The sequence below is a fragment of the Halomonas sp. TD01 genome (assembly GCF_923868895.1).
Lineage (GTDB): Bacteria > Pseudomonadota > Gammaproteobacteria > Pseudomonadales > Halomonadaceae > Vreelandella.
In genome coordinates this window covers 2,255,393-2,277,533 of record NZ_OV350343.1, presented here as the reverse complement: position 1 = coordinate 2,277,533, position 22,141 = coordinate 2,255,393, and the positions used below count along the sequence as shown (strand labels likewise).

Genomic DNA, 22,141 nt, shown 5'->3' with positions numbered 1-22,141 from the left:
TTACCTCGTTCAAGGCGAACTCTGTACTTGCTGATCTGACGCACGCACCACTTGGTTTCGCCCGTCATGCTTGGCGCGGTAAAGTGCTTGATCAGCCTTTTCCAGCAATGCTTCGGCCGTATCTTTCGGAAACTGACGGTTATCTGCCACGCCTGCTGAGAGAGTACAGGTAAACGGTTCGCCATCGCTTGCAAATTTAATGTCCGCAAAATCTTCCCGCAAGCGGTTCACCAGCTTGTAGGCATGGTCGGCATTACAGTCCGGCAACACCAGTGTGAACTCCTCGCCACCGTAGCGGCCCAGCTTGTCAGTGGTCCGAAAATGCTGACGAAGCAGCGTGCCCACGGTGGCGATCACCGTGTCACCCACTGCGTGACCGTAGGTATCGTTGACGGCTTTGAAATGATCGATATCCAACATCGCGACACTGAAGGTTTGCGGGCGCCGCTGGGCTAACTGCCATTGCATCTGCAATGCTTCCTTGATGCTGGCATGCTTCAGCAAACCGGTCAGGCCATCCCGATTGCGGGTTCGTTCCAGTTGGCGCAAGCGCTGGATTCTGGCCGCGCATAATCGGACCAAAAGGTCCATGTCGACGGGTTTTCCCAAAAACGCGTCCCCGCCCCTCAGCAGAGCCTGGTTTCGCAGCTCCGGGTTGGACTCCGCAGACAGGTAGATGATGGGTAAATGTGTCCAGCGATCGGTTTGCGAAAGCAGTGCCGCGAGTTCCGCACCGTTCACATGGGGCAGCCACAGGTCCATCAGAACAAGCTCGGGGTTAAATTCGCTGACAGTTTCGAACAACTGGTCGGTCTTCTCGAGTGCCGCTACCTGCATGCCCGCGTCTTTGAGGATGGACTGAAAGTGGCTGGCAAGTTCCCGATCATCTTCTATGATCAGAACCCGTCCGGGTTCGGAGTCCTCAGTGCGAATAACCTGGGAGATGTGTGAAGCAAGTTTGATCATATCCAAGGGTTTGACAAAATACCCCTGGGCACCCGCACGCAAAGCTTCCAGCTTCGCACTGAAGCTATCCTCAGCACCGGTAAAGAATATCGGGCATTGAAAATCGTCTAGCAGGGATTGCCAGAAGTCTTGGGATTCTGGCCCTTCATGCTGAAGAGCATGGTGGTCAATCAGTAATAAATCTGGCTCTGGGTTGTCGGTTGTTTTAAGGGCGCGGGCATCGTCCAGATGATAAACACGGAAGCCAAAACTTGTCAGTTGAGACAGGGCATAACTGGCAAGCAGATGATCGCGCTCTACCAGCCATAGGCAAGGAGAGTCTGCAGCAATAGCTTGAGGGCTGGTTTCAATCGCTTCTTCGCTCTGCCCATGGCTGTCGGCCGCATGAGCGTCCCTCAGTTCAGACAACCACCTGGCGGGAGTGGCTGCTTCTTCGGAAGATTCTGACAGGTTTTTTGCCACTATTGTTTCAAACTCACGGGCTTTCTCGCCGAGCGAGTGGAAACCAAAGGTTCCGGCAGCCCCCGCCAGCGTGTGCAACGCCGAATGCAATTCACTCAGTGCGTCTTTGCATGAGGGATGCGTTTCCAAGCGGGAAGACAGAATTTCAAGCCGCTTAAATTCGGACTCCAAACGTTCTGCGTAAGCCGCTTTTAACTTTTCAATATGGCTGAGCGAACGACTGGTAAGAGACTGCTTAGCCATCGAACCGCTCCCAAATCGCTCGTATATCATCTGCCAGCGTCATGGGATCGAAAGGTTTTGATATCACCTCTGCAACGCCCATTGTTTTATAACGTTCCAATTCTTCCGGGTGAACTTTGGCCGTCATAAACACGACCAGAGTAGCTTCCGTTATGGCACCCTGTTTTTTGAGCGCGGTCAGAGTCTCCGTGCCATCCATGCCGGGCATCATGACATCCAGCAGAACCAATTGAGGCTCAAATGCCGGGATCTCCCGCAGTGCGACTTCGCCGGACTCACAGGTTTTCAATGTAAAACCACCTACGTCTACCAGAGCGAGGGAGGCAATCTCACGGATGTCTGGGTCGTCCTCGACGTAAGCGACCTTTTGCAATATGCTCATCTTTGCTAATCCTAATTGGTTGTTTTCTGGAAGAAATTCACATGAGGCAGTTTCAATGAATTAGCCCCAGAATCTTGGCGGTCTCAAGTTCCAAGTGCAACACTACTGCAGCGTGCTCGGGCCGGCGACAGCTTTCTTGAGCACCTCGGCGTAGACTTCCAGCGGCGTGCGCCAGTCCAATGTCTTGCGTGGCCGTGTATTGAGTGAGTCGGCGATGTCGTCGAGCTCTTCCTGGCTGTAGACCGACAGATCCGTGCCCTTTGATAAGTACTGTCTCAACAGCCCATTGGTGTTCTCATTGGAACCCCGCTGCCATGGGCTATGCGGGTCGGCAAAGTAGATCGCTGTCACTGTCTTCTGAGTGATCTCGGCATGCTTCAGCATCTCTTTGCCCTGGCCATAGGTCATCGATAGGCGCAGGGAGCGCGGTACCTCATAGAGCTTGTCGCTAAAGCCGACGGCCGCTGCTGTGGCCGTGGTGCCGTCCACTTTCGCCAGGATCACCAGACGCGTGGTTCGCTCTACCAGCGTACCGACGGCAGAGCGGTTGTTGGCACCGATGATGAGGTCTCCCTTCCAGTGGCCAGGCATTAGGCGGTCTTCGATCTCAGGCGGCCGCAGATGGATGCTGACCAAGCCTGGAATCTGTTGTCGTCTATCCTTGCCACGGCTGCGAGGGCGACGTTTACCGTTACCCTGGCGCAAACAGGCAATCAGCTCCTTATTGAGCGAGCCACGCGGTATAAGGTAGAGCGCATTGTAGATGGCTTCGTGCGAGACGTGGCGATCAGTATTATCAGGAAACATACGCTTCAGTGTTCGGGCTATTTGCTCTGGTGACCAGTACTTGCGCAGCAGGTAGACCACCAGTTCGAACAGCTCACCATCGAGATGCAGCTTCGGGCAACGACGAGGCCGACAGCGGGTCAGTCGGGCGCGGTAACCAGCGAGACTGGCGTCATACGCTATGCCAGGCCTGACCGTATGGCGTGTCAGTTCTCGTGAAATGGTGCTGGGTGCGCGTCCTAACTGACGGGCGATAGCACGAATCGAATGGTGACCCTGCATCAGCATGATGGCGGCTCGGTCTTCAGCAGAAAGACGGCGATAACAATGAGTCATGGCAATACATTACCTGATAGGTTAGGTGTTGCACTTGATCATTGAGACCGCCCTTTTCACTTGCAGTATACAACTCTGACGGGGCCTTAGAAGTGTCTAGGCCTAAAGGATAAAAAGACTTTGTGATATCGGATAAACACCATGATCAAGGGCTGGGTCTGGATCGGCGGACAAGCTACCGGTACTAGCTTGAGCCTTAGTGTGCCGGAGATCCTGGAACGGGGATTTACCCTTGGGGGCGATGTTATTTCGGCAGGCAGCGGCTTGAGCCGGATCGCCTACACCATCCTGGCGCTGCCTGTTGTCATCCTGTACACGCTGATTGCTGCTTATGCCTTCTTTGTGCTGGCTGAAATGTACGTGGTCACGGCAGCAGGCATTGTTCTGCTGGGTTTTGGCGGTTCGCAGTGAACGGCGGATTACGCCAAAAAGTACATCACCTACACCATCAGCATCGGAGCCAAGCTCTATGTGATGTTCTTGGTCATCGGCGCGGGTGAGCAATTTATCCACCAGTGGGCTGTGAATCAGGATCATGAGTCGTTTCGGGCTATCCTCGCCATCATTGGGGTGCTGTTGATGATGGCTATTCTGGTGAAGATGATTCCTGACGCGGTTCAGGGAATCATCAACGGGGCTTCTCTCGGCAGTGCAACGCCGTCTGTAAGCGGCATGGCAAGGGCTGCCGGGTCTGTCGCGGTAGGGGCTGCTGTAGGCGCTGCGGGTGGCGCTATGGCCATGCGTGAAGCCTCCAAGCTGGCTGGTGAACAGCTCAGTGGCAGTGGCGCGCTCGCTCCGGCGGTAGCTCTACAGGTGCTGGAAATGGGCCGCTTCCCATGCCGGGCTCTGCCTCGTCGTCGAGCGGTGCCGCTGCGGGCATGGGCCACGCTGGAAAGACTATGAAGAACCTGACAAAGGCGGCAGGTGAAACCTTGGGCGGTAAGATTATGGGTGACTACAACGCCAGTCACGGCTCGTTCGGCGGCTCTATGGCTCAGAAACTCCGGGCTGAACGACTCGGCATGTCGGAAGGCGGTGGCGATTCAGCCCATATGGGTGGCAAGCAGAACAGCGGCCAGACAGGTGCCATGAGCGGTACTATCCAAGCTGCATCACCTTCTGACGGCGGCAGTACGCATAATCAGCCCCCCCCAAGCTACGCATAATCGCCCCCTCTTTGAATCGGCAAGTAGCGAGCATGGCGACTCAGAGCAGCCTTACATGTCACCAGCAAGGAGCATAAACGATGATCAATGAACGCCCGCAAGCCCCTGTTTGGTATCTAATAGCCTGGTTGGGAATAGTGCTGTTGCTGGTTGGCTTCGCTGTCATCGGCTCATGGATAGCCTGGCTGATGTTGCCGGTATGCTATCCCTTCATCATGAAAGCCGTCTTATGGCGGCCAGAGCATCAAGATCGCCGCAGTAACTTTGATGCCTGATCGTGCCCATTGAGGCTATCTGTCGCGTAGGGGCGGTACGCATAATCGGACCCCCTACGCATAATCAGACCCCATCGCTAAACTGACATGTTCCAACCATGTTGGGCGCTACCCGGTGTTTTAACGCCAAAAAGGGGCGGCGATATCAGCTGTGGTGTCGAAACCAGCTGGGTTATCCCATCTATAATAAGAAGAATAATATTCTGATTATTATTATGGTCACTGGCATTCTTTTAATGCCGCCTTGCAACGGCCTCAAGAGCTAGTCCAAGTAGTGTCAGGGTTTGGCACAGGTGCTGGGTGACGGCCTTCTTTTTTGGCGTTCAAACATCGGCCTCCGGCCGATTGATCAAGCCCCTTGTGCTTGATCAGTTAAGGTGTAGCCACCCGCATCCAGCGGGTGGTTACACCGCCTGGATATCCTGATATATCCTGAATATCCTGCTAAAACCGTAAAGAATCGGGCCGGTGTGGCACGCTATCGGGCCGCTGTGACACGCTTTAACCTATCGCTGGCATCTACCTCAATGCCGATTTCTACCAATCTGTCTGAATCCTCCTTAATGCGCCGTCGGAAGTTGCGGAGCGTGGTACTGCTCGCAGCAACACCGCAAACAGCGCGGATCAGTGTGTCCAGAAACCAACCGCCGACTGGGTTGTGTTTGTGGGTAAGCACATGCCGGGCAACTGCCTGGCTGATTCCATGTTGTAGTCTGGCAATCGGTGCAGGCGAGTAGTACAACGACAAGTCCTTTTCCATCAGCATCACCAAAGCAACACCCAACCGGACACGCCACAAGTGTCGTTCGCCGCCTGTGAGCGGGTCGCGGCGGGTCATAGATGATGGGATCACATGGTCAATCAAGCCGCCAATGATACTGTCACTGCTCCGCTCCAGCTCCGGCGTCACGATTTCCACCGTGGCAGCTCGCAGATCGATCAGTAGCTTTTTGATGCGACCATGGCTGACTGGTGGTCTGATAGCATTCGATGCAACTTTGCCGGGTCAACTAGTAGCTCGACGCCTCCGTCAGAGATTTCACGACGCCGTTCGGCAACATACAGCATGGACTCGACGATATCGGCATGACGCTGCCCAAGCCTACCGGTTACACGGCATCGGCCAAAACTCGTATTCATCCACTGTCCTGCACGTTCTTGGGGGCGCTGGCTGGGTTGATAGATCATTACTCGAGCCTGCAATGCGGTACTGGTCGGGGCAACTCGGTTACCAGTCATCATCTCCGCCTTTGCCGATGGACTTCAGCTTTACAGGCGAGGGGCGCTTATGCCGCTCAAGTACAGCAGGTTTGAGGATGCCGCCTTCGTGACGCCTAAACCAACATTCTTGGAAAGGCGCGGCGTAGTTTACTTTGCTTACGCCGAAGCGGACGAAGTACCCACGCTGGCTTCTATCAACCCCCCATTCATCGGCCTCGGCTTGCGTCATGCCAGACAGGTAGGATTGCCACCGGCTATTATCGACAAGTACGGATGACCCTCGGCTCGCGTGCTGTTGGTCGCCGCTCCCCATCATTGCAGCACTCTTGTTGGAGTGGTGCAAAAAAAGGACAGAACAACCAGTGTCAGCAGCTATGGCCTCCATGCGGCCAATAACTTGGGTCATAGGCCCGCTGGCGTTCTCTTCCTCGATGTGGAAGCGGCGCAGGGTATCCAAGACCATCAGGCGACGACCCTCGGCAGCCCGTTTAATCCCATCGAACCAGTCTGGGGTCATGATATTGGGGCACCTGCCGATCAATGGTTCAATCAGCAGTTGTTCAGCCACAGCTTGCCGCTGTTCCGGCTTGAGGTTTGCGCCCAGCGCGTGTAGTGGGTGATAAATAGCAGTTGGTGGATCTTCGGCCGGCAGGTATATCACTTGGCCTGTGGGCAACTCACCCAATCCCAGCAGATCGGTGCCACCGGCAATCTGAGCAGCCAATTGTAGAGCAAGCATGGACTTACCTGTCCCGCCAGGTGATATAAGCGCACCGACAGTGCCCGCTACCATATGGGGTAAAACATAATCAAGCGGCGGCGGCTCATTTTCAAATGCCCACATCAAATCAATCGCCATATCTCACCCCCTATCACCGCAGAGCCGGTCACTGTCCAGCAGCTCGGCAATTTGCGAAGTGCGGAAATAGACACGCCGACCAACTTTCAGCTTTGCCTGGTTAATCTCTGCTGCCCAAGGGTTACTTGTGCGTAGGCTTATGCGCAGACCGTCTGGTGAGCGGTCAAGAACAGTGGCCAGTTGGGGAAGGCTTAGTAGTGGGCCGAAACGGTCGAGAAGGGAATCCTCGATAGTCATTGTGTAATCCTCCGTAATTGATACTTGCCTTACGAAGGTTATGAATATCTAGCTAGCTTGTATACTTACGATATATCGTAAGATATTGAAAAATAAGACTTAACCGCACTATAAGCGCACTGCAACCGCATTCAATCGCACTATAAGCGCACTCTATAAGCTCAGCTCAATTTTGGCGTACTCAATATTCTAAAATATTCTAAATGACAGAGAATTATTCACTCTCATTGCGTGGAAGTTTTGGGGATGCTGCTTGGCGCGGTTTTTATTGCGGGCAGGATGTGTAAAAGGTCCACCGCCAGCAAGCTGGCAGTGTCCGTTTACAAGTAACTTACTCGCCCTTTTGGGCTCGACGATGTTGGTATTCGAGTGGCACAGGCCTTACAAGTCTATTTCAGTCACGCCTTTGAGCGTCGCTGCTCAATAGCATCGAGCTGGTCTACCAGGTCTTCGGCGCGTAGGTGGGTGTAGCGCCGCAGCATTTGCATGGACTTGTGGCCGCTAATTGCTGCCACCTGCTGATCACTTAAACCAGCTTCGACTAATCTGCTCACAGCCTCATGGCGAAGGTCGTGAAAGCGGAAGTCATCCAGACCAGCTTGCTTCTTCGCCTGGTTCCATAGTTTGGTATAAGCATAGGGACCCCGCTTTCCATCCTGGCCAGGCTCACCGAAGAACACTAGATCACAGTCGAGCGGGCGAACTGGGTTATTAAGCGCTTGTTTGAACGCTTCGGTTGCCACTTGAGTCAACGGCACTAGGCGGGCTTCGTTGTTTTTGGTGTCTGTAAGGCGCACCACGCGGCGTTTAACGTCGACCTGATTGCGAGTGAGGGTCAGGATCTCTGAAGAGCGCATACCCGTTTCCAGGGCTACTCTGGCGATCCAGGCTAGCATTGGGTTGCTATGCTGCCGCAGAACAGCAAACAGCCGCTTTTCCTCGTCAGAATTCAGGCGACGGTTACGCCCTTCTCCTGGGCTAGGCTTGCGGATGTTCTGGACGGGATTATAGGTAAGTCCCAGTCCCCATTCCTGTATGGCCACGGTGTAAAGGTGTCCGAGTAAGGCAAGCTCCAGGCGCACGGTATTAGGGCTGATAAGCTGCCCACGCCGTCCTAGTGAGTTGAGTCGTTTATCACGGTAGTTGGCGATCAGCTCTGGGGTCAGCGCTGCAAGGGAGTATTTGCCCAAATGCTCAATAAGCGTCGTCGCTTTTTGGCGTTCACTTTTTTGAGTACTGGGTTTCTTAGTAGGCGTGATATCGGCTAGGTAGCGCTGCAATGCTGCTTCAAGCGTCATGCGCTCTGAGGCACTACGTTGGATATAAACACCGCGCACCATTTCATCTTCAGTGCGGCGTGCCCAATCTTGAGCGTCACGTTTGGTGCGGAAGGTCTTTGCGATGGTTGGCCAACCCGACTTGCGGATGACGGCTTTCCAGGTTGCAGAAGGGGTCTTGACGATAGTGGCCACAAAAAATCTCCAGGGTCTGAAAGATCGGCACTGTACCGAAACTGTACCCTTGGACTAGGGGACTCACCAGAGACAATTGCTAAGTTACTGATTTTAATGGTGGGCCCAGTAGGACTTGAACCTACGACCAAGGGATTATGAGTCCCCTGCTCTAACCAACTGAGCTATAGGCCCGCAAAGCGTGCATATAATAGCGAATGTGTTCGGGCGAGGCTACCCCTTGTAGCGCTATCTTGTGGTGATAGCAGTAATTTTTTAGGGGCACTTATTTAAAAGCGTGAGGTCTGGTAATGAGTTCCTAATGCGGAGACGCGCTGTGAAAGCTTTGATTGCTCTTATCCCGCTATTGTTGGCGGTGCCGGTTCATGCGGATTGGCAGCTAGACCCTGGCCAGTCGCAGGTGCAGGCGTCTATTACTCAGTTAGATGGCGATGCCCCACAAACCCATCACCATCAGGTGAATAATTTGCAGGGCGATATTTCTAACGATGGCACCCTGCGCCTGCCGTTACGCTTGAGTCAAACGGATTTGCTGACTCGCTTTGGTGATTTACCGCCGTGGGTGGGCTTGCTGGCCAATACCACGCTGGTCACACTGGTCGCACAAATGCCGCCGGAGCGATTGGATGGCCTGGATATTGGTGAATCCATGGTGGAAACACTCACCTTTCGGGTACAAACCGACCTGATTAACCAGGAAGAGTCGGTGCCGCTGCGCTTTACCCGTGAAGGGTTAAACGAAGTGCGAGTTACCCACGCTGAACCCATGGCGATGGATGGCCGAGCGCTGATGGCCAACAGCACGGTGCGAACCGTGCTGTCGTTGCTAGGCTATCAAGAGATTGATGAGCATGTACCGATTACCTTAAATGCCCTTCTGGTGAATCGCTAGCACGCTAAAAGACGTGTTCAATGGCTAAGTGTTTCCACATCCCCTGCCTGGGCGGCGCCGGTTTGTACTCGCCACTGGGCAGCATAGTGGCCATCAGCCACCAACAAGCTTGAGTGGTTACCGCGTTCAGCAACGCGTCCTTGCTCAATCACCACGATTTCATCGGCATGCACAATGGTCGAAAGCCGGTGGGCAATCATAATCACTGTACGGCCATGGGCGATGCGTTTTAGTGAACGTTGAATGGCGGCTTCAGTTTCGTTATCCACCGCGCTAGTGGCTTCATCCAGCACCAGAATTGGCGGATCTTTTAGCAGCGCCCTGGCCAGCGAAAGCCGCTGACGTTGGCCACCAGAGAGTAATACCCCTCGCTCGCCAACCGGGGTTTCCAACCCTTGGGGCAGTGTTTCAATAAAACTCCAGGCTTCAGCGGTTTTGGCGGCGTCAATAATCGCGGCCTCCGAGGCATCAGGTTTGCCGTAAGCAATGTTATCGCGAATGCTGCCTTCAAACAGGTACACATCCTGGCTCACCAACCCTATCGCTTGACGCAGCGAGTGCATGCTGACCTCCGTGATCGGCTGACCATCGACCAGTACGCGACCGCTGGCAGGGTCGTAAAAGCGCAGCAGCAATTTGATCAGGGTCGATTTGCCGGAACCGGTAGCACCTACCAGCGCTAGGGTGTTGCCTGCAGGCACGTGGAGATCAACGCCACTCACTCCCACCTGGCTAGAGGCATAGTGGAAGCTCACGGCTTCGAACTGCACCTCGCCTTTCACAGGTGCAGCGAGAGGCGCTGTACTTTCATCTTTAACCGTAATCGGCACTTCCAATAGGTCAAGAATCCGCTTGGTGCTGGCCATCGCGCGCTCGAACAAGTCGATCACTTGGGCAAGGCCAGTGAGCGGCCACAGCAAGCGCTGGGTAAGGAAAACCAGGACGCCGTAAGCGCCTACATTCAGGCTGCCGTTCAGCGCCATCATGCCGCCGACGGTGAAGGTGGCGAGAAAGCCCGCCAAAATCGCCATACGGATGACGGGTATAAACGCAGAGCTGACCTTTATCGCCCGGCGGTTGGCTTCTAAATAGGCTTCGCTGGCATCACGGAGGCGCTCGGCTTCCCGCGCTTCACTGGTAAAGCTTTTGATGGTGGCAATGCCACTTAGGTTGTTGGAAAGGCGGCTGGCAAGATCACCCACCTTTTCACGCACATCGCTGTAAAGCGGCCCGGCTTTGCGTTGGAAGAAGAAGGCGCCCCAGATAATGAGCGGGATCGGCGTGAACGCCAGCAGTGCAATCAGCGGTGACAGCACGAAGAACACGGCGCCTACCGCTATTACCGTCACACCAACTTGAATCAGCGCGTTGGCACCACCGTCCAGGAAGCGCTCCAACTGGTTCACGTCGTCGTTCATGGTGGCGACGAGCTGACCGGAGCTTTTTGATTCAAAAAATGCCATGTCCAATCGCTGGGCGTGCTCGTAGGTGTCTTGGCGCATATCGGCCTGTAGCCGCTGGGCAAGGTTTCGCCAGAGGATTTGGAACAAGTACTCGAACAGCGACTCCCCCGCCCAGATAAAGAACGTCAGCACCGCCAGAATGGTGATTTGTTGGTGGGGCGTTTCAAAACCCAGCCGCGCTACAAAGCTGTTTTCCTGGTTAACCACCACATCAATCGCCACACCGATCAGGATTTCCGGAGCGATATCAAATAGCTTATTAATAATGGAACAGGCGGTGGCCGCAGCAATCCGCCGCCGATATCCTTTGGCATAGCGCAGCAATCGCACGAGTGCTTGAAAGCTTTGGCTGTGAGCCCCCTGACTTCCTGAAGGTTTAGCGTGAGAATCGGGTGGAGAAGAAGCCACATCGGTTCCTTTTAAAGTTATAAAGAGAGTTATATAGAGGGTTGTATGTAGAGAGCTATATACAGAGAACTATATAAAGAGAGCTACTACGTAACCTTTATGCTGGCTGAGCCACGCGGCGCACGTTGGCCAATAAAGGGCTTCCGGTATCCGGGTCAAGCAGCAGCGTGCAATCTACCTGGTAAAGCTCGCGCACCAGCGCGGGTGTCACCACCTCGGCGGGCGCCCCCTTAGCAATAATCTGGCCATCGCGCATGGCAATCAGGTTGTCTGAATAACGGCAGGCACTGGCGAGGTCATGCAATACCATCACTACCGTACGGCCATGGCAAGCCAAGTGGCGCACTAACTCAAACACTTCAATCTGGTGGCCTAAGTCTAGTGCAGAGGTCGGTTCATCTAGTAACAGTAATGGGGTCTGCTGGGCAATGGTCATCGCGATCCAGGCGCGCTGGCGTTGCCCGCCGGAAAGCGCTTCTAACGGCCGGTCGGCGAGCTCTTTCAAACCAGCAGCATCGAGCGCGTACTGCACCACGCGCTGGTCTTCCGCCGACCATTGACGCAGCCAGCCTTGGTGGGGCTGGCGGCCAAAGCGAATTAACTCGGTGACGGTTAGCCCTTCCGGAGCCACCGCTTCTTGAGGCAACAACGCTAGCTGGGTGGCTAACTGGCGCGCGGGCAGACGCTGAATATCCTGACTATCCAGCAGTACTGCTCCGCTGTCAGGTTTGTGCAGGCGAGCCAGACCAGAAAGTAGCGTTGATTTGCCACAGCCGTTAGGGCCAACAATGGCCGTTACCTGCCCACTAGGTAAGCTAACGCCCAGGTCTTCAATCACTCGACGTTGGCCGTAGCTCATACACAACGCATCGGTAGCAAGCGTTGGTGAAAGAGATGTGCTATTCATGGGCGGCTCCGTTGTGGGCGCATTAATATCCATAGCAGCCAGGGGCCGCCAACCACCGCTGTAACAATGCCAACGGGAATTTCAATTGGTGCCAAGAGAGTGCGCCCGGCAAGGTCGGCCAGCAACATTACCAGAGCACCTGCTAATGTGGCGGCCAAAATCGGCACATGTCGAGCACTGGAAAGTGAACGAGCAACCTCTGGACCAATCAGCGCAACCATGCCCACTGGCCCCGCCACAGCAACCGCAAAGGCGGTGAGCACGACGGATAGCATCAGGATTTGCAACCTGCGGGCTTTAACACGAAGCCCGAGACCACTGGCGGTCGCGTCTTTAAAACGCAGTAACGTCAGTGAGCGTGCCAGCGCCAAGGCGGCAACTATCCCTAATGCCAAGCCAATTCCCAGCAGTTGTACTGCCCCGCTGGGGCGTGCATTAAGTGACCCAACCGTCCATGGATAGGCAGCGTTGGCGGTATCAATCGCTACTCGTGCCAACATCAGTTGGGTGACAGCACCAAACACCGCCCCCACGCCAATGCCCGCGACAATAAACCGGTAACCTTGGGTGCCACTGCCAGCCGCAAGGCCAAAGGTCAGCACGGCGGCGGTCGTCGCGCCAGCCAAGGCCATCGCTGGCGGCGCAATAGACACACCCATGCCCACAATAGAGGCCACCGCGAAGGCCGTCGCGCCGTTATCAATACCGATAATACCTGGCGTAGCCAGACGGTTGCGGGCCAGGGTTTGCATCAAAATACCTGAAAGCGCGAACGCCGCCCCGGTAAAGCAAGCAGCGATTAAACGCGGTAAGCGCAGCTCCTGAACCATAAAAGCCGTCATCATATCGCCCTTCCCCAACACCGCAGGAATGACCGCACTGGGCGCCAGCGGTACGCTACCTAAGCTTAGGTAGAGCAGGCACGCTGCCAGCAACGCAATCAACAAACCGATATTGACCGCTAGTGCGCGCTTTTCGAGAAGAAAACTATAGCCCCAACGGGGCAGCGCGATATGCCAGTAGCCTTCCGGCGCTGGCACGCTATTGGCATATTCCGCGGCATGGTTTGAAACAGCATGGCTTCGGGTGGCAACGTCCGTTAAAGACGGATGATTCGCCATTATTTTCATATCAACACATCACCAAGATGACACCGTGACGCCTGGGCGGCATGGTGGTAAAAAACAAGGCGTTATAGCATCGGGAGCCGTTTTGCACGCACCACGGCTATTAATACCGGCGCGCCGCATAGCGCGGTGAGTACACCCAATGGCAGCTCGGAAGGTGCAACGACAACACGCGAGATAATGTCCGCCGTAAGCACAATCAGTGGGCCAATCGGCAGGCAAAACCACAGCGTGCGGCGAATATCCGGCCCGGCAAACGCTCGCGCTACAAACGGCACCACCAGTCCTACAAAGGCAATCGGACCGGCAATCGCAGTTGCCGCGCCAACTAGCAGTGCTACGCAGCCTACGGCTACCCAGCGAATCAGCGTGGGGTGATGCCCCAGGCCACTCGCCGCTCGCTCACCTAGCGCCAGCGCTGCCAGAGGCCCCGCCATAACAACCACCGCGATGGCCGCGACCAATAAGCTCGGCAGCACCGCCACAAGATCATCCAGTCGTCTTCCGGCAAGGCTGCCTACCACCCAAAAACGGATCTCATCGGCAGCGCGCTGGTCATACAGCAGCATTAATGAGGTGAGCGAGCCTAACAATCCAGAAAATGCCGCTCCCGCCAGCACTAGGCGCACGGGGTCATTTCCCACCCCACGAAAACGCGCCACGCTGAGAACACAGACACAGCCCACCAATGCCCCTAGCTGGGCAACCGAAATGCGTAGCGTGGCAGCGCTGGCCCCTAGTACAAGTGCCAGTGCTACCGCGAAGGCCGCTCCGGCGCTTACTCCCAGCAGACCAGGCTCGGCAAGCGGGTTGCGGGAAATGGCTTGCAGCAGTGCCCCGGCAACACCCAGCGAAATGCCGACGACAATGCCAATTAGGGTGCGCGGGGCGCGTAACTCCCAGACGATAAACTGCGCTTCACTGTCGCTTGCGCTCTGCAGCAGCCCCAGCACTCGCCGTGGCCCCACCTCACCAGCCCCAATCAGCAAACTAACGATGCTCACCGCCACAAGGGCGGTGAGCAGAATAAGCATCCATGTACGGGGAGCATAGCGCCGACTGGCGCTGCCCAATGTGCTAGGTAGTGATGTCACGGCATCTTTCACGGCAACAATGCGTTCTCAATGTCATCCAACATGGCCTGAGCAGCCAACGGGCCATTGGCGCTGCTCCACAGCTGGCCATTCACCGGTACGACCCGGTCTTGCTTAACCACGTTCAAACGAGTGAAGGCTGCGCTCTGCTTCGCGGCATCTAACGCCGCCTGGCCATCGGCATTAAGCGTGGCCAGGAATAGCCAGTCGCCGTCCACTTGGGAAAGGTTTTCAAGACTAAGTATATCGCTATGGGGGTGCCCTTCATCGACCAGTCCAGCATCCTGAACCTCTAACCCCACTTTCGCTAATAGGCCAGTGGCGATCAGCTCTGTGGACATTACCATCGGGCCATTGGGCATCCAGCGAGCCAGAACCGCAGTGCCACCCACTCCGGCAGCATCAATAGCGGCTGCCAGTTCGCTAATGCGGTGATCGACGTCCACAATGGCGTCTTCGATTTCCGTTTCACGATTGAGCGCCTGGCCATAAAGCCGCGCTTCCGCTTCCCAACTATCGGGCGCTAACGGTTGGGTGTGCGGCACCACGGTGGGTGCGATGCGAGATAGCAGTTGGTACTGCTCTTCCGGTAGCTGAGCAGCGGCCAGAATCAGGTCGGGCTGTTGGGCCAGTACGGCTTCAATATTGATTTCACGTACCACGCCGACAATCTCAGGGCGCTCGCCATTTAGATGAGCTTCTACGTATTCAGCAACATTATCACCGCCGCGGGTAGTGACCGCGCCAACCGGGGTGACGCCTGCGGCCAGGGCGGCATCTAACGCGCCCTCATAAAGGGTGACAACACGCTCTGGCGTATCGCTAACCTCAACGTCTCCGTAGGCTGTGTCCAACGTGCGCGCCTGAGCAACGCTTGCCAACGACCCACCTATTAATAACAGTCCGCTTACCACAATACCTACTAGTCCGTTGCGCAGCGACAAGTAACCCATATGTGACTCTCCTGAGTGTATGTGGCGCTGATAATAACGATTCTCAAAAGCACTTGCATTACTATTCCAACGAATTGCACGTTCAGGATGCTGCAACGATAGTTTAATTAGCCGTCTAACAACCTCTATAGGCAATTTTTTCACACAGCCCTGTTCGATATTTAGCAACACAATGTTCGATGAAACAAACTCGCATATGGGAACTTTTCTTCTTAGAATCACCAACTCGCTTGATAACCATTTTCATTAGCAAATAAGTTTCATCTCAGGGGACCACCATGCCACGCTTCACTCGCACCGCTTTAGCCAGCGCCGTCGCTCTAAGCGTCACCGCCACCGCGGCCTTAGCCCAAGAATCAGAACAACTGGACAATATTGTTGTATCTGCGAGCGGTTTTGAGCAGGCACTGGTGGATGCCCCTGCCAGTATTTCCGTTGTTTCTCGTGAGGAACTGGAGCGCAAGCGCATTACCAGCGTGGCTGATGCGTTACGTGATGTAGAGGGTGTTGATGTTGGTGGTGCAGTCGGCAAAACCGGTGGCAGCAATATCAGCATTCGCGGGATGCCTAGCGACTATACGTTGATTCTTATTGACGGCCGTCGGCAGAACGCCGCTGGCAGCGTCACACCTAACGGGTTTGGCGAAACGTCTACCAGCTTCTTCCCGCCTGTCTCCAGCATTGAGCGTATCGAAGTGATTCGTGGCCCAATGTCGACGCTATATGGCTCTGACGCCATGGGCGGTGTAATCAACATTATTACTCGCCGAGTAGACCGCGAGTGGGTTGTTTCAGTAGGAATTGAAAACACATTTAATGAAGATCGTGATTTCGGTGATCGCCGCGAAATTAATCTTTATACGAGTGGCCCGCTTATTCAAGACACGCTTGGCATTCAGGTGCGCGGTCGCTTATATGAACGGGACGCATCAGAGCTTACTTACACTGACGGCAACGGCAATCCCATTGACGTTAGCCAGCGTGGCCCCAGCCCCGTTGAAGGCGATACCTACAACCTGGGCGGCAAGTTAACCTGGACACCAAATGCCGATCATGACCTGTGGGTGGATGGTGAAGTTAATCGACAGCGCTATAACAACGACGAATGCCAGCTCGGTACTCTAGACGGCCGTACCCGTAGTTGCGCGCCAGACCCTGGAGTCGCAAATGGCTACGCCGACGAACTGCGTTTTGAACGGCAGCAAGTTGCTATTGGCCACACTGGGCGCTTTGCATCAGGCACGCTCGAATCCAGCTTGATGCGCAACACCACAGAAACTAAAGGCCGTACGATTCCTGGTGAAAATGGCGTTGCCTATGACGGCTTCCCTGGCATCGTGGGCGGCGCGCCTCGCGAGCTAGAAACCACCAATACAGTGTTAGACAGCAAATATATCATGCCGCTAGGCGACCACATGACCACGGTGGGCTTACAGTGGTGGGATGCTAAGCTCGATGATGGGTTAGCAAATGAGACCTTTGAGCAAACCACATGGTCACTCTTTGCAGAAGATGAGTGGATGCTACGCGACGATTTGGCGCTAACGCTTGGTGGTCGCTACGACCATCACGATGCCTTTGGCAGCCAGTTCAGCCCGCGTAGCTATTTGGTGTGGAACACGACGCCAAACTGGACACTGAAAGGCGGCGTCAGCCGAGGCTACAAAACGCCCTCTCTGAATGACCTGCATGCGGGTATCAATGGCGTCACGGGCCAGGGCACCATACTCACTATTGGTAACCCAAATCTTGAACCAGAAACCAGTACTAGCAGTGAAATTAGTGCACATTACGACAGTCAGGCAGGTTTCACCGCTAGCGCCACACTGTTTTATAACGAGTTTGACGACAAAATAGCCAGCGGCAACGACATTGTTGTTGAGAACGATCCGCTCGTGCCCGACGGCGTCTATAGCCAAGACGTCAATATTGATGAAGCCGTCACCCAAGGTGTCGAGCTTGCTACTAGCTATCAATTCACACCAGATTGGCGTTTATCGGCCAACTACACCTACACCGATAGTGAACAGAAAAGCGGTAACAATCGTGGTGAGCCACTGACCGATACGCCAGAGCATGCGTTCAATGCCACGCTACGCTGGCAAGCCACGCCTCAGTTGGACACGTGGCTTTCCGCCGAGTACCGCAGCGAGCGCTACCGTAACCGTGAAAGCGTTAGGGGCGCGCCCTCTTTCGACGACCTAGGCGACTTCAAAGCCTATTCACTGTTCCACTTAGGCGGCAGCTACGCATTTACCGAGCAATTTAACGTGAGTGCCACCATTTATAACGTGTTCGATAAAGATTTTGTTGATTATCGCGCTTACGGTGACGGCACTAGCTTTGGCAATGTGTATGCCAATAGTGAAGAAGGGCGTCGACTGTGGCTATCTGCACGCTACGAGTTCTAAACGCTGCTAGCTAGAAGGTTCTGTTTACTGTTTCAATGAAAACTTGCTGCCCTGGCCATGTGCCAGGGCTTTTTTACGCCGTAAGGTTGGGCGGTAGCCAATCTCTATGCTGGCAATTCATTAAGTTAATCTCTCGTAAGCGCCAAGCTTAGGTACTATCAACCAACTTCCACGCCCGCTTAACAGCGAATTCGATGTTTATTAGGAAACTGTCTGTTATGACCGCGTACCCGCTTGTCCGCTATTTTGCCTTGGTTCTACTGTTGCTCTGCGGCCTAATACTTTCTGGCGCTTCCTTCGCGCAATCAGCCCCCAGGGTCGAACTCGCGCCCGTAAACCATGAGCCAATTTATACCGAAACAAATCTAGTCGGCACCGTTAACTCCCTGGAAGATGCCCTACTTTCAGCATCCGTGTCAGGGCTTATTATTCAGATAGCGGTTAATCCTGGCGACCACGTCGCCAAAGGAGACAGGCTAATCGCACTGGAAGACGACCTGGCTCGTTTTGACGTAGCAGCGGCGGTTGCCGCAGAGCAGGAGGCCCAGGCCGCGCTAGCGGAAGCAGAACGACTACTGCGCGAAGCGGAGTCGGTGGGCGTGGGGCGAAACATCGCGGCGACTGAAGCCAGCGCTCGTCGTAGTGCCGTTAACGTAGCCCGTGCCGCTCGCTCACGCTTAACGGCGGAACAATCGCGTTTAAGCGCCTTACTGGCTCGCCATGAAATTAACGCCCCTTTTAATGGTGTCGTTAGCGCTCGCAGCGTTAATCTCGGTGAGTGGGTCACACCGGGTGATAGCGTTGCACGCCTCGTTAACCTTGATGAACTGCGCGCTGATTTCCAGGTACCCGAAGCCTTTTATGCTGCCGTTCAAGACGAAGCGTTGATCAGCCTGCGCGTGGGCCAGCAAACCCACGAGACCACTATCGCCACCATGGTGCCGATCAGTGACCCCAGTGCCCGCACATTTCTATTACGCGCCCATGTGCCCGATGCAGCTTCACTATACCCAGGTAATGCAGTGGATGCCGTGCTGCGGGCGTCGACCGGCAGCGATGGGCTGACGGTTCCCCGCGATGCGTTAAGCCGCTACCCAGACGGGCGAGTCACCGTATGGGTGGCCACCCCTAACGAAAACAACACCTATCAGGTTACTGAACAGCGTGTGCAGTTGGGTATTAACTTTGCCGACCGCGTGGAAATTATCGAGGGCCTCGCCGGTGATGAGCAGGTAGTCATTCGGGGTAATGAATCGCTGGTCGAAGGTATCAGCGTTGAGGCTGTCGCGGCGGGGAGCGAGTAATGTTTGCAGCCCTACTGCGCCAGCAAACGCTGGTCACTGTTATCGCGCTAATCTTCCTGCTGCTGGGCATTGCCGCCACGCTGCGCATCCCCGTTCAGATGATTCCCGACATTGAAGCCCGCACAATAACGGTCGAAACGCGCTGGGCGGGAGCGACACCCCAGGATATCGAAAAAGAGATCCTCATTGAGCAGGAGCAGTACTTGCGCAATGTGCCGAATCTTACCCGCATGACGGCGATGGCCGAAAGCGGCAGCGCTGAAATTGAGCTTGAATTCCCGTTTAGCGTGGATATGACGGCAGCGCTGATTCAAGTAAATAACGCGCTCAGCCAAGTATCGTCATATCCCACCAATGTGGACCAGCCACGGATTGTTTCTGCCGCCTTTTCGACAGACGCGTTTTTACGCTTTCACGTGGGTACGCTACCCGGCAACCCTAAGGCGTTAGACATCCAACTGATGAGCGACTTTATCGACGACCGTGTGCGGCCTCGCATGGAAGGCGTTAAAGGGGTATCGGAAGTCGGCGTCAATGGCGGCGCTCAGCGGCAGCTACAAATTTTGGTCGACCCTGGCGCGCTGGCTCAGCGCGGGGTTTCACTTACCGAGCTACGCGATGCTATCACCCAGCGTAACCGGGATATCTCCGGTGGTGAATTAGAAGCCGGTAAACGCCGCTATCTGATACGCACGCTGGGCCGCTTTGATGACGCTGAGGCACTGGCGCAGCTGGTTGTCGCTCGTCAAGGGGATAGCATCGTGCGGCTTGCCGACGTTGCCGAGGTCCGCCAGGGGCAATCTCGCTTAAGCCAGCTATCGTTTTATAACGGCCAACCGGGCATTGGTATGGACCTTCGGCGGGAAAGCGGTGCCAACGTCATCGATATCAAATACGCCATTGAGGAAGAAATAGCGGCGATTAACGATAGCATTCTGCGCCCGGCGGGTATGGAAATGGTGCTGACTGCCGATGATGTGCGCTACGTGGAGGCCTCGGTCAGTAATGTATGGAGCAATCTGCTACTCGGGGCGGCCTTTGCAACGTTGGTGATGTACCTGTTTTTGCGCTCCGCTCGGGCCACCTTTATTGGCGTTATCGGCATTCCCTTTTGCACCATCGCTGCTTTTTTAGGGCTGATGCTCACTGGCCGCACGATTAACGTAATTTCCATGGCAGGCATTGCCTTTGCCATTGGCATGAGCGTCGATAACAGCATTGTGGTGTTGGAAAATATTGAGAGATACCGCCGTTTAGGGCTCGACCGCATTGAATCGGCGTTACGCGGCGTGCAGGAAGTATGGCCCGCGACGCTGGCATCGACGGCCACCACCATCTTGGTGTTCCTGCCGATTCTGTTTATAGAAGAGGAAGCCGGGCAACTTTACTCCGACGTAGCCATTGCCGTTTCTGCTGCTATTTTTGCCTCGATGCTGGTGGCAGTCACCCTGGTGCCGTCACTATGTTCGCGCTTTAATTTTTCGATGCGCAACGAGCATGATGATAGCTCCGCGGCCTCACGCCCTTCGTGGGCTGGGGAGCGGCTTGATCGATTGATCGCCACTCCTTTTCGGCGCGGAGCGATTCTGGTAACTACAGTATTGATCAGCGGCTGGACTATCGTTGTACTCACTCCGCCAGCCGAGTACTTGCCCGAAGGCGAGGAACCTAAAACCTTTGCAGTGATGAGCCCACCGCCTGGCTATAGCCTGCAGGAGATGGCGGGAATCGCCGCGCAAGTAGAGGATTACTTTTTACCCCATGTAGACGCTGACCCAGCGGCTTTTTTAGCGGGCGACACTGAGGTGCCACCGCTGGCTTATATGAACATGCGAGTCGCCCCCACGCGGCTTTTTATCGTTGCGGAAGCAGCTGACCCAAGTGATATCGAAGCGTTAATGGACGCACTTACCAGCTACTACGAACGCTTCCCTGGCATGCGTGCGTTTGCCTCGAAAGGCTCGATTATTTCCAGTAACGATGGCGGCACCCGGAGTATCAACCTGGATATCGCCGGCCCGGATTTAGCGACCGTATATGAAGCCGCCAATAACCTCTACCGAGAAGCCCGCAATGAGTTTGGCAATCCGCGCATTCAGAGCCAACCTTCATCACTGTCGCTGGATCAGCCGCTAATACAAATTCGCCCAGATTGGGCGCAGGCATCAGCGCTTGGCTTAGCGGCAGGAGACGTCGGCTTTTCAGTCGCCGCACTCACCGAAGGTGCCTATGTGGATGACTTTTTTCTCGATGACGAGAAGATCGATATTTATCTTTATGGCCCCCAGCTGTCGCTACCTCTGGACCAACTACCCAACCTTCTACTCCATACTCCCAGCGGCGCGACGTTGCCGCTCTCTGCCGTCGCCAGCATTGATGAAACCATGGACACCAGTGTTATTCGCCGGGTCGATAGTAGCCGAACGGTGACCCTCAATGTCATCCCACCACCCAGTATTGCCCTAGAAGCAGGGGTTGAGCAGGCAGAGAGGATGCTGGAGCGTTTACGCCGTGAGGGGGTACTACCCTCGGCGGTGGATATTTCGATTTCTGGGGCTAGTGATCAGTTGAATGCCACGCGAGACGCGCTAATGGGCAACTTCTTGATTGCTATTGTGATTGTCTATTTACTACTGGTAGCGATTTTCTCCCACTGGGGGTACCCGCTGCTGATCCTTACCTCCATTCCTTTGGGCGTGGTGGGTGGCATTATGGGTTTGGCAGCCATGAACGCAGTGGGCAGCCTACTGCCACTCATTGGTATCGCTCCACTAAGTCAGCCCTTCGATATGATTACGATGTTGGGCTTTTTGATCTTAATGGGAACTGTGGTGAATAACCCCATCCTGGTGGTCGACCAGGCACGCCGACGATTACACGATAAGCAGCTATCCGTTCAGGAAGCCGTATCTCAAGCGGTACAAACCCGCCTGCGCCCAATTGCAATTACCACGCTGACAACCCTGTGCGGGCTTTCACCGCTGGTATTTTTACCCGGTGAAGGCACCGAACTCTACCGTGGCGTGGGGGCGATTGTCCTATTTGGCTTGCTGGGAGCCTCGATCGTGACGGTGACGTTCCTGCCAGCATTGATGATAAGCGTACTGACGCTTAGCAAACGACATACCCAGCCTGCCCAAGCCCAACATCCTTAAATAGCCACTTGATTCACTTAAA

The 22,141-nt window shown here is 55.0% G+C and carries 21 protein-coding genes and 1 tRNA gene; 8 read left to right on the top strand and 14 right to left on the bottom strand.

All coding sequences use genetic code 11. The features are described 5' to 3' along the window. Window positions 1-9: 9 nt before the first annotated feature. The 3 genes from L1X57_RS10310 to L1X57_RS10300 all read right to left on the bottom strand — a co-directional run bounded on the left by L1X57_RS10310 (window position 10) and on the right by L1X57_RS10300 (window position 3,175). Entirely contained in the window at window positions 10-1,671 is a 1,662-nt protein-coding gene (locus L1X57_RS10310) for a diguanylate cyclase (RefSeq protein WP_009721478.1), read from the bottom strand. Next, on the bottom strand, window positions 1,664-2,053 hold the full coding sequence (locus L1X57_RS10305; protein ID WP_009721477.1) for a response regulator: 390 nt from the start codon (window positions 2,051-2,053) through the stop codon (window positions 1,664-1,666). Before L1X57_RS10305 ends, L1X57_RS10310 begins: the two co-directional genes overlap by 8 nt. Window positions 2,054-2,155: 102 nt before the next feature. Continuing rightward, window positions 2,156-3,175 (bottom strand): IS30 family transposase, encoded by a 1,020-nt coding sequence (locus tag L1X57_RS10300; protein ID WP_009721476.1) that lies wholly within the window; start codon window positions 3,173-3,175, stop codon window positions 2,156-2,158. A 141-nt stretch (window positions 3,176-3,316) separates the two neighbouring features. Here L1X57_RS10300 and L1X57_RS10295 point away from each other — a divergent pair, with 141 nt between their 5' ends. From L1X57_RS10295 to L1X57_RS10280, 4 genes are all read left to right on the top strand, one after another. Next, on the top strand, window positions 3,317-3,586 hold the full coding sequence (locus L1X57_RS10295; RefSeq protein WP_009721475.1) for a type IV secretion system protein: 270 nt from the start codon (window positions 3,317-3,319) through the stop codon (window positions 3,584-3,586). 60 nt (window positions 3,587-3,646) lie between these two features. Continuing rightward, the gene (locus L1X57_RS10290) at window positions 3,647-4,078 is read left to right on the top strand and encodes a hypothetical protein (protein ID WP_143759678.1); all 432 of its coding nucleotides are present in this window, start codon (window positions 3,647-3,649) and stop codon (window positions 4,076-4,078) included. After that, window positions 4,075-4,341 (top strand): hypothetical protein, encoded by a 267-nt coding sequence (locus tag L1X57_RS10285; protein ID WP_009721473.1) that lies wholly within the window; start codon window positions 4,075-4,077, stop codon window positions 4,339-4,341. Before L1X57_RS10290 ends, L1X57_RS10285 begins: the two co-directional genes overlap by 4 nt. 80 nt (window positions 4,342-4,421) lie before the next feature. Beyond that, the gene (locus L1X57_RS10280) at window positions 4,422-4,616 is read left to right on the top strand and encodes a hypothetical protein (protein ID WP_009721472.1); all 195 of its coding nucleotides are present in this window, start codon (window positions 4,422-4,424) and stop codon (window positions 4,614-4,616) included. Between the two features lie 478 nt (window positions 4,617-5,094). Here L1X57_RS10280 and L1X57_RS10275 read toward each other — a convergent pair whose 3' ends face one another. The 6 genes from L1X57_RS10275 to L1X57_RS10250 form a co-directional block, all read right to left on the bottom strand. After that, window positions 5,095-5,526: a hypothetical protein gene (locus L1X57_RS10275; protein WP_234667711.1), complete on the bottom strand. Its 432-nt coding sequence runs from the start codon at window positions 5,524-5,526 to the stop codon at window positions 5,095-5,097. 29 nt (window positions 5,527-5,555) lie between these two features. Further along, the gene (locus L1X57_RS10270) at window positions 5,556-5,858 is read right to left on the bottom strand and encodes a hypothetical protein (protein ID WP_234667710.1); all 303 of its coding nucleotides are present in this window, start codon (window positions 5,856-5,858) and stop codon (window positions 5,556-5,558) included. Beyond that, window positions 5,845-6,696: a helicase RepA family protein gene (locus L1X57_RS10265; protein ID WP_009721471.1), complete on the bottom strand. Its 852-nt coding sequence runs from the start codon at window positions 6,694-6,696 to the stop codon at window positions 5,845-5,847. Before L1X57_RS10265 ends, L1X57_RS10270 begins: the two co-directional genes overlap by 14 nt. A gap of 3 nt (window positions 6,697-6,699) precedes the next feature. Continuing rightward, complete coding sequence (locus L1X57_RS10260) at window positions 6,700-6,933, bottom strand: hypothetical protein (protein WP_009721470.1); 234 nt, start codon at window positions 6,931-6,933, stop codon at window positions 6,700-6,702. A gap of 398 nt (window positions 6,934-7,331) precedes the next feature. Next, complete coding sequence (locus L1X57_RS10255) at window positions 7,332-8,405, bottom strand: tyrosine-type recombinase/integrase (protein ID WP_234667708.1); 1,074 nt, start codon at window positions 8,403-8,405, stop codon at window positions 7,332-7,334. A 97-nt stretch (window positions 8,406-8,502) separates the two neighbouring features. Continuing rightward, window positions 8,503-8,579 (bottom strand) — tRNA-Ile (locus L1X57_RS10250). A gap of 142 nt (window positions 8,580-8,721) precedes the next feature. Here L1X57_RS10250 and L1X57_RS10245 point away from each other — a divergent pair. Then, window positions 8,722-9,297, top strand: a complete 576-nt coding sequence (locus L1X57_RS10245) for a hypothetical protein (protein ID WP_234667706.1) — start codon at window positions 8,722-8,724, stop codon at window positions 9,295-9,297. A 17-nt stretch (window positions 9,298-9,314) separates the two neighbouring features. Here L1X57_RS10245 and L1X57_RS10240 read toward each other — a convergent pair whose 3' ends face one another. The 5 genes from L1X57_RS10240 to L1X57_RS10220 all read right to left on the bottom strand — a co-directional run bounded on the left by L1X57_RS10240 (window position 9,315) and on the right by L1X57_RS10220 (window position 15,249). Beyond that, the gene (locus tag L1X57_RS10240) at window positions 9,315-11,168 is read right to left on the bottom strand and encodes an ABC transporter ATP-binding protein (RefSeq protein ID WP_009721466.1); all 1,854 of its coding nucleotides are present in this window, start codon (window positions 11,166-11,168) and stop codon (window positions 9,315-9,317) included. Window positions 11,169-11,265: 97 nt separating this feature from the next. Further along, a complete protein-coding gene (locus L1X57_RS10235; RefSeq protein ID WP_009721465.1) occupies window positions 11,266-12,075 on the bottom strand; it encodes an ABC transporter ATP-binding protein in 810 nt (269 codons plus the stop codon). Beyond that, window positions 12,072-13,205 carry a FecCD family ABC transporter permease gene (locus tag L1X57_RS10230; protein WP_009721464.1) on the bottom strand — a complete coding sequence of 378 codons (1,134 nt, stop codon included), beginning with the start codon at window positions 13,203-13,205 and terminating at the stop codon, window positions 12,072-12,074. Before L1X57_RS10230 ends, L1X57_RS10235 begins: the two co-directional genes overlap by 4 nt. A 62-nt stretch (window positions 13,206-13,267) precedes the next feature. After that, on the bottom strand, window positions 13,268-14,236 hold the full coding sequence (locus L1X57_RS10225) for a FecCD family ABC transporter permease (RefSeq protein WP_039868502.1): 969 nt from the start codon (window positions 14,234-14,236) through the stop codon (window positions 13,268-13,270). A gap of 68 nt (window positions 14,237-14,304) precedes the next feature. Beyond that, window positions 14,305-15,249, bottom strand: a complete 945-nt coding sequence (locus L1X57_RS10220) for an ABC transporter substrate-binding protein (RefSeq protein ID WP_009721462.1) — start codon at window positions 15,247-15,249, stop codon at window positions 14,305-14,307. A gap of 278 nt (window positions 15,250-15,527) precedes the next feature. On the opposite strand from L1X57_RS10220, the gene L1X57_RS10215 reads away from it, so the two are divergent. The 3 genes from L1X57_RS10215 to L1X57_RS10205 all read left to right on the top strand — a co-directional run bounded on the left by L1X57_RS10215 (window position 15,528) and on the right by L1X57_RS10205 (window position 22,119). After that, window positions 15,528-17,660, top strand: coding sequence for a TonB-dependent receptor domain-containing protein (locus tag L1X57_RS10215; protein WP_009721461.1), 2,133 nt, complete (start codon window positions 15,528-15,530; stop codon window positions 17,658-17,660). A 218-nt stretch (window positions 17,661-17,878) separates the two neighbouring features. Continuing rightward, window positions 17,879-18,964, top strand: coding sequence for an efflux RND transporter periplasmic adaptor subunit (locus L1X57_RS10210; protein WP_009721460.1), 1,086 nt, complete (start codon window positions 17,879-17,881; stop codon window positions 18,962-18,964). Beyond that, window positions 18,964-22,119: an efflux RND transporter permease subunit gene (locus tag L1X57_RS10205; protein WP_234667705.1), complete on the top strand. Its 3,156-nt coding sequence runs from the start codon at window positions 18,964-18,966 to the stop codon at window positions 22,117-22,119. The genes L1X57_RS10210 and L1X57_RS10205 overlap by 1 nt, the downstream gene beginning before the upstream one ends. Window positions 22,120-22,141 lie beyond the last annotated feature (22 nt).

What these genes read in the sequence shown, in the direction of transcription:
- L1X57_RS10205 (WP_234667705.1), top strand. Translation starts at nt 18,964, where the DNA reads ATGTTTGCAGCCCTACTGCGCCAGCAAACGCTGGTCACTGTTATCGCG.
- L1X57_RS10300 (WP_009721476.1), bottom strand. Translation starts at nt 3,175, where the DNA reads ATGACTCATTGTTATCGCCGTCTTTCTGCTGAAGACCGAGCCGCCATC.
- L1X57_RS10265 (WP_009721471.1), bottom strand. Translation starts at nt 6,696, where the DNA reads ATGGCGATTGATTTGATGTGGGCATTTGAAAATGAGCCGCCGCCGCTT.
- L1X57_RS10225 (WP_039868502.1), bottom strand. Translation starts at nt 14,236, where the DNA reads ATGCTTATTCTGCTCACCGCCCTTGTGGCGGTGAGCATCGTTAGTTTG.
- L1X57_RS10285 (WP_009721473.1), top strand. Translation starts at nt 4,075, where the DNA reads ATGAAGAACCTGACAAAGGCGGCAGGTGAAACCTTGGGCGGTAAGATT.
- L1X57_RS10260 (WP_009721470.1), bottom strand. Translation starts at nt 6,933, where the DNA reads ATGACTATCGAGGATTCCCTTCTCGACCGTTTCGGCCCACTACTAAGC.
- L1X57_RS10230 (WP_009721464.1), bottom strand. Translation starts at nt 13,205, where the DNA reads ATGAAAATAATGGCGAATCATCCGTCTTTAACGGACGTTGCCACCCGA.
- L1X57_RS10310 (WP_009721478.1), bottom strand. Translation starts at nt 1,671, where the DNA reads ATGGCTAAGCAGTCTCTTACCAGTCGTTCGCTCAGCCATATTGAAAAG.
- L1X57_RS10235 (WP_009721465.1), bottom strand. Translation starts at nt 12,075, where the DNA reads ATGAATAGCACATCTCTTTCACCAACGCTTGCTACCGATGCGTTGTGT.
- L1X57_RS10270 (WP_234667710.1), bottom strand. Translation starts at nt 5,858, where the DNA reads ATGATGACTGGTAACCGAGTTGCCCCGACCAGTACCGCATTGCAGGCT.
- L1X57_RS10220 (WP_009721462.1), bottom strand. Translation starts at nt 15,249, where the DNA reads ATGGGTTACTTGTCGCTGCGCAACGGACTAGTAGGTATTGTGGTAAGC.
- L1X57_RS10305 (WP_009721477.1), bottom strand. Translation starts at nt 2,053, where the DNA reads ATGAGCATATTGCAAAAGGTCGCTTACGTCGAGGACGACCCAGACATC.
- L1X57_RS10210 (WP_009721460.1), top strand. Translation starts at nt 17,879, where the DNA reads ATGACCGCGTACCCGCTTGTCCGCTATTTTGCCTTGGTTCTACTGTTG.
- L1X57_RS10215 (WP_009721461.1), top strand. Translation starts at nt 15,528, where the DNA reads ATGCCACGCTTCACTCGCACCGCTTTAGCCAGCGCCGTCGCTCTAAGC.
- L1X57_RS10295 (WP_009721475.1), top strand. Translation starts at nt 3,317, where the DNA reads ATGATCAAGGGCTGGGTCTGGATCGGCGGACAAGCTACCGGTACTAGC.
- L1X57_RS10280 (WP_009721472.1), top strand. Translation starts at nt 4,422, where the DNA reads ATGATCAATGAACGCCCGCAAGCCCCTGTTTGGTATCTAATAGCCTGG.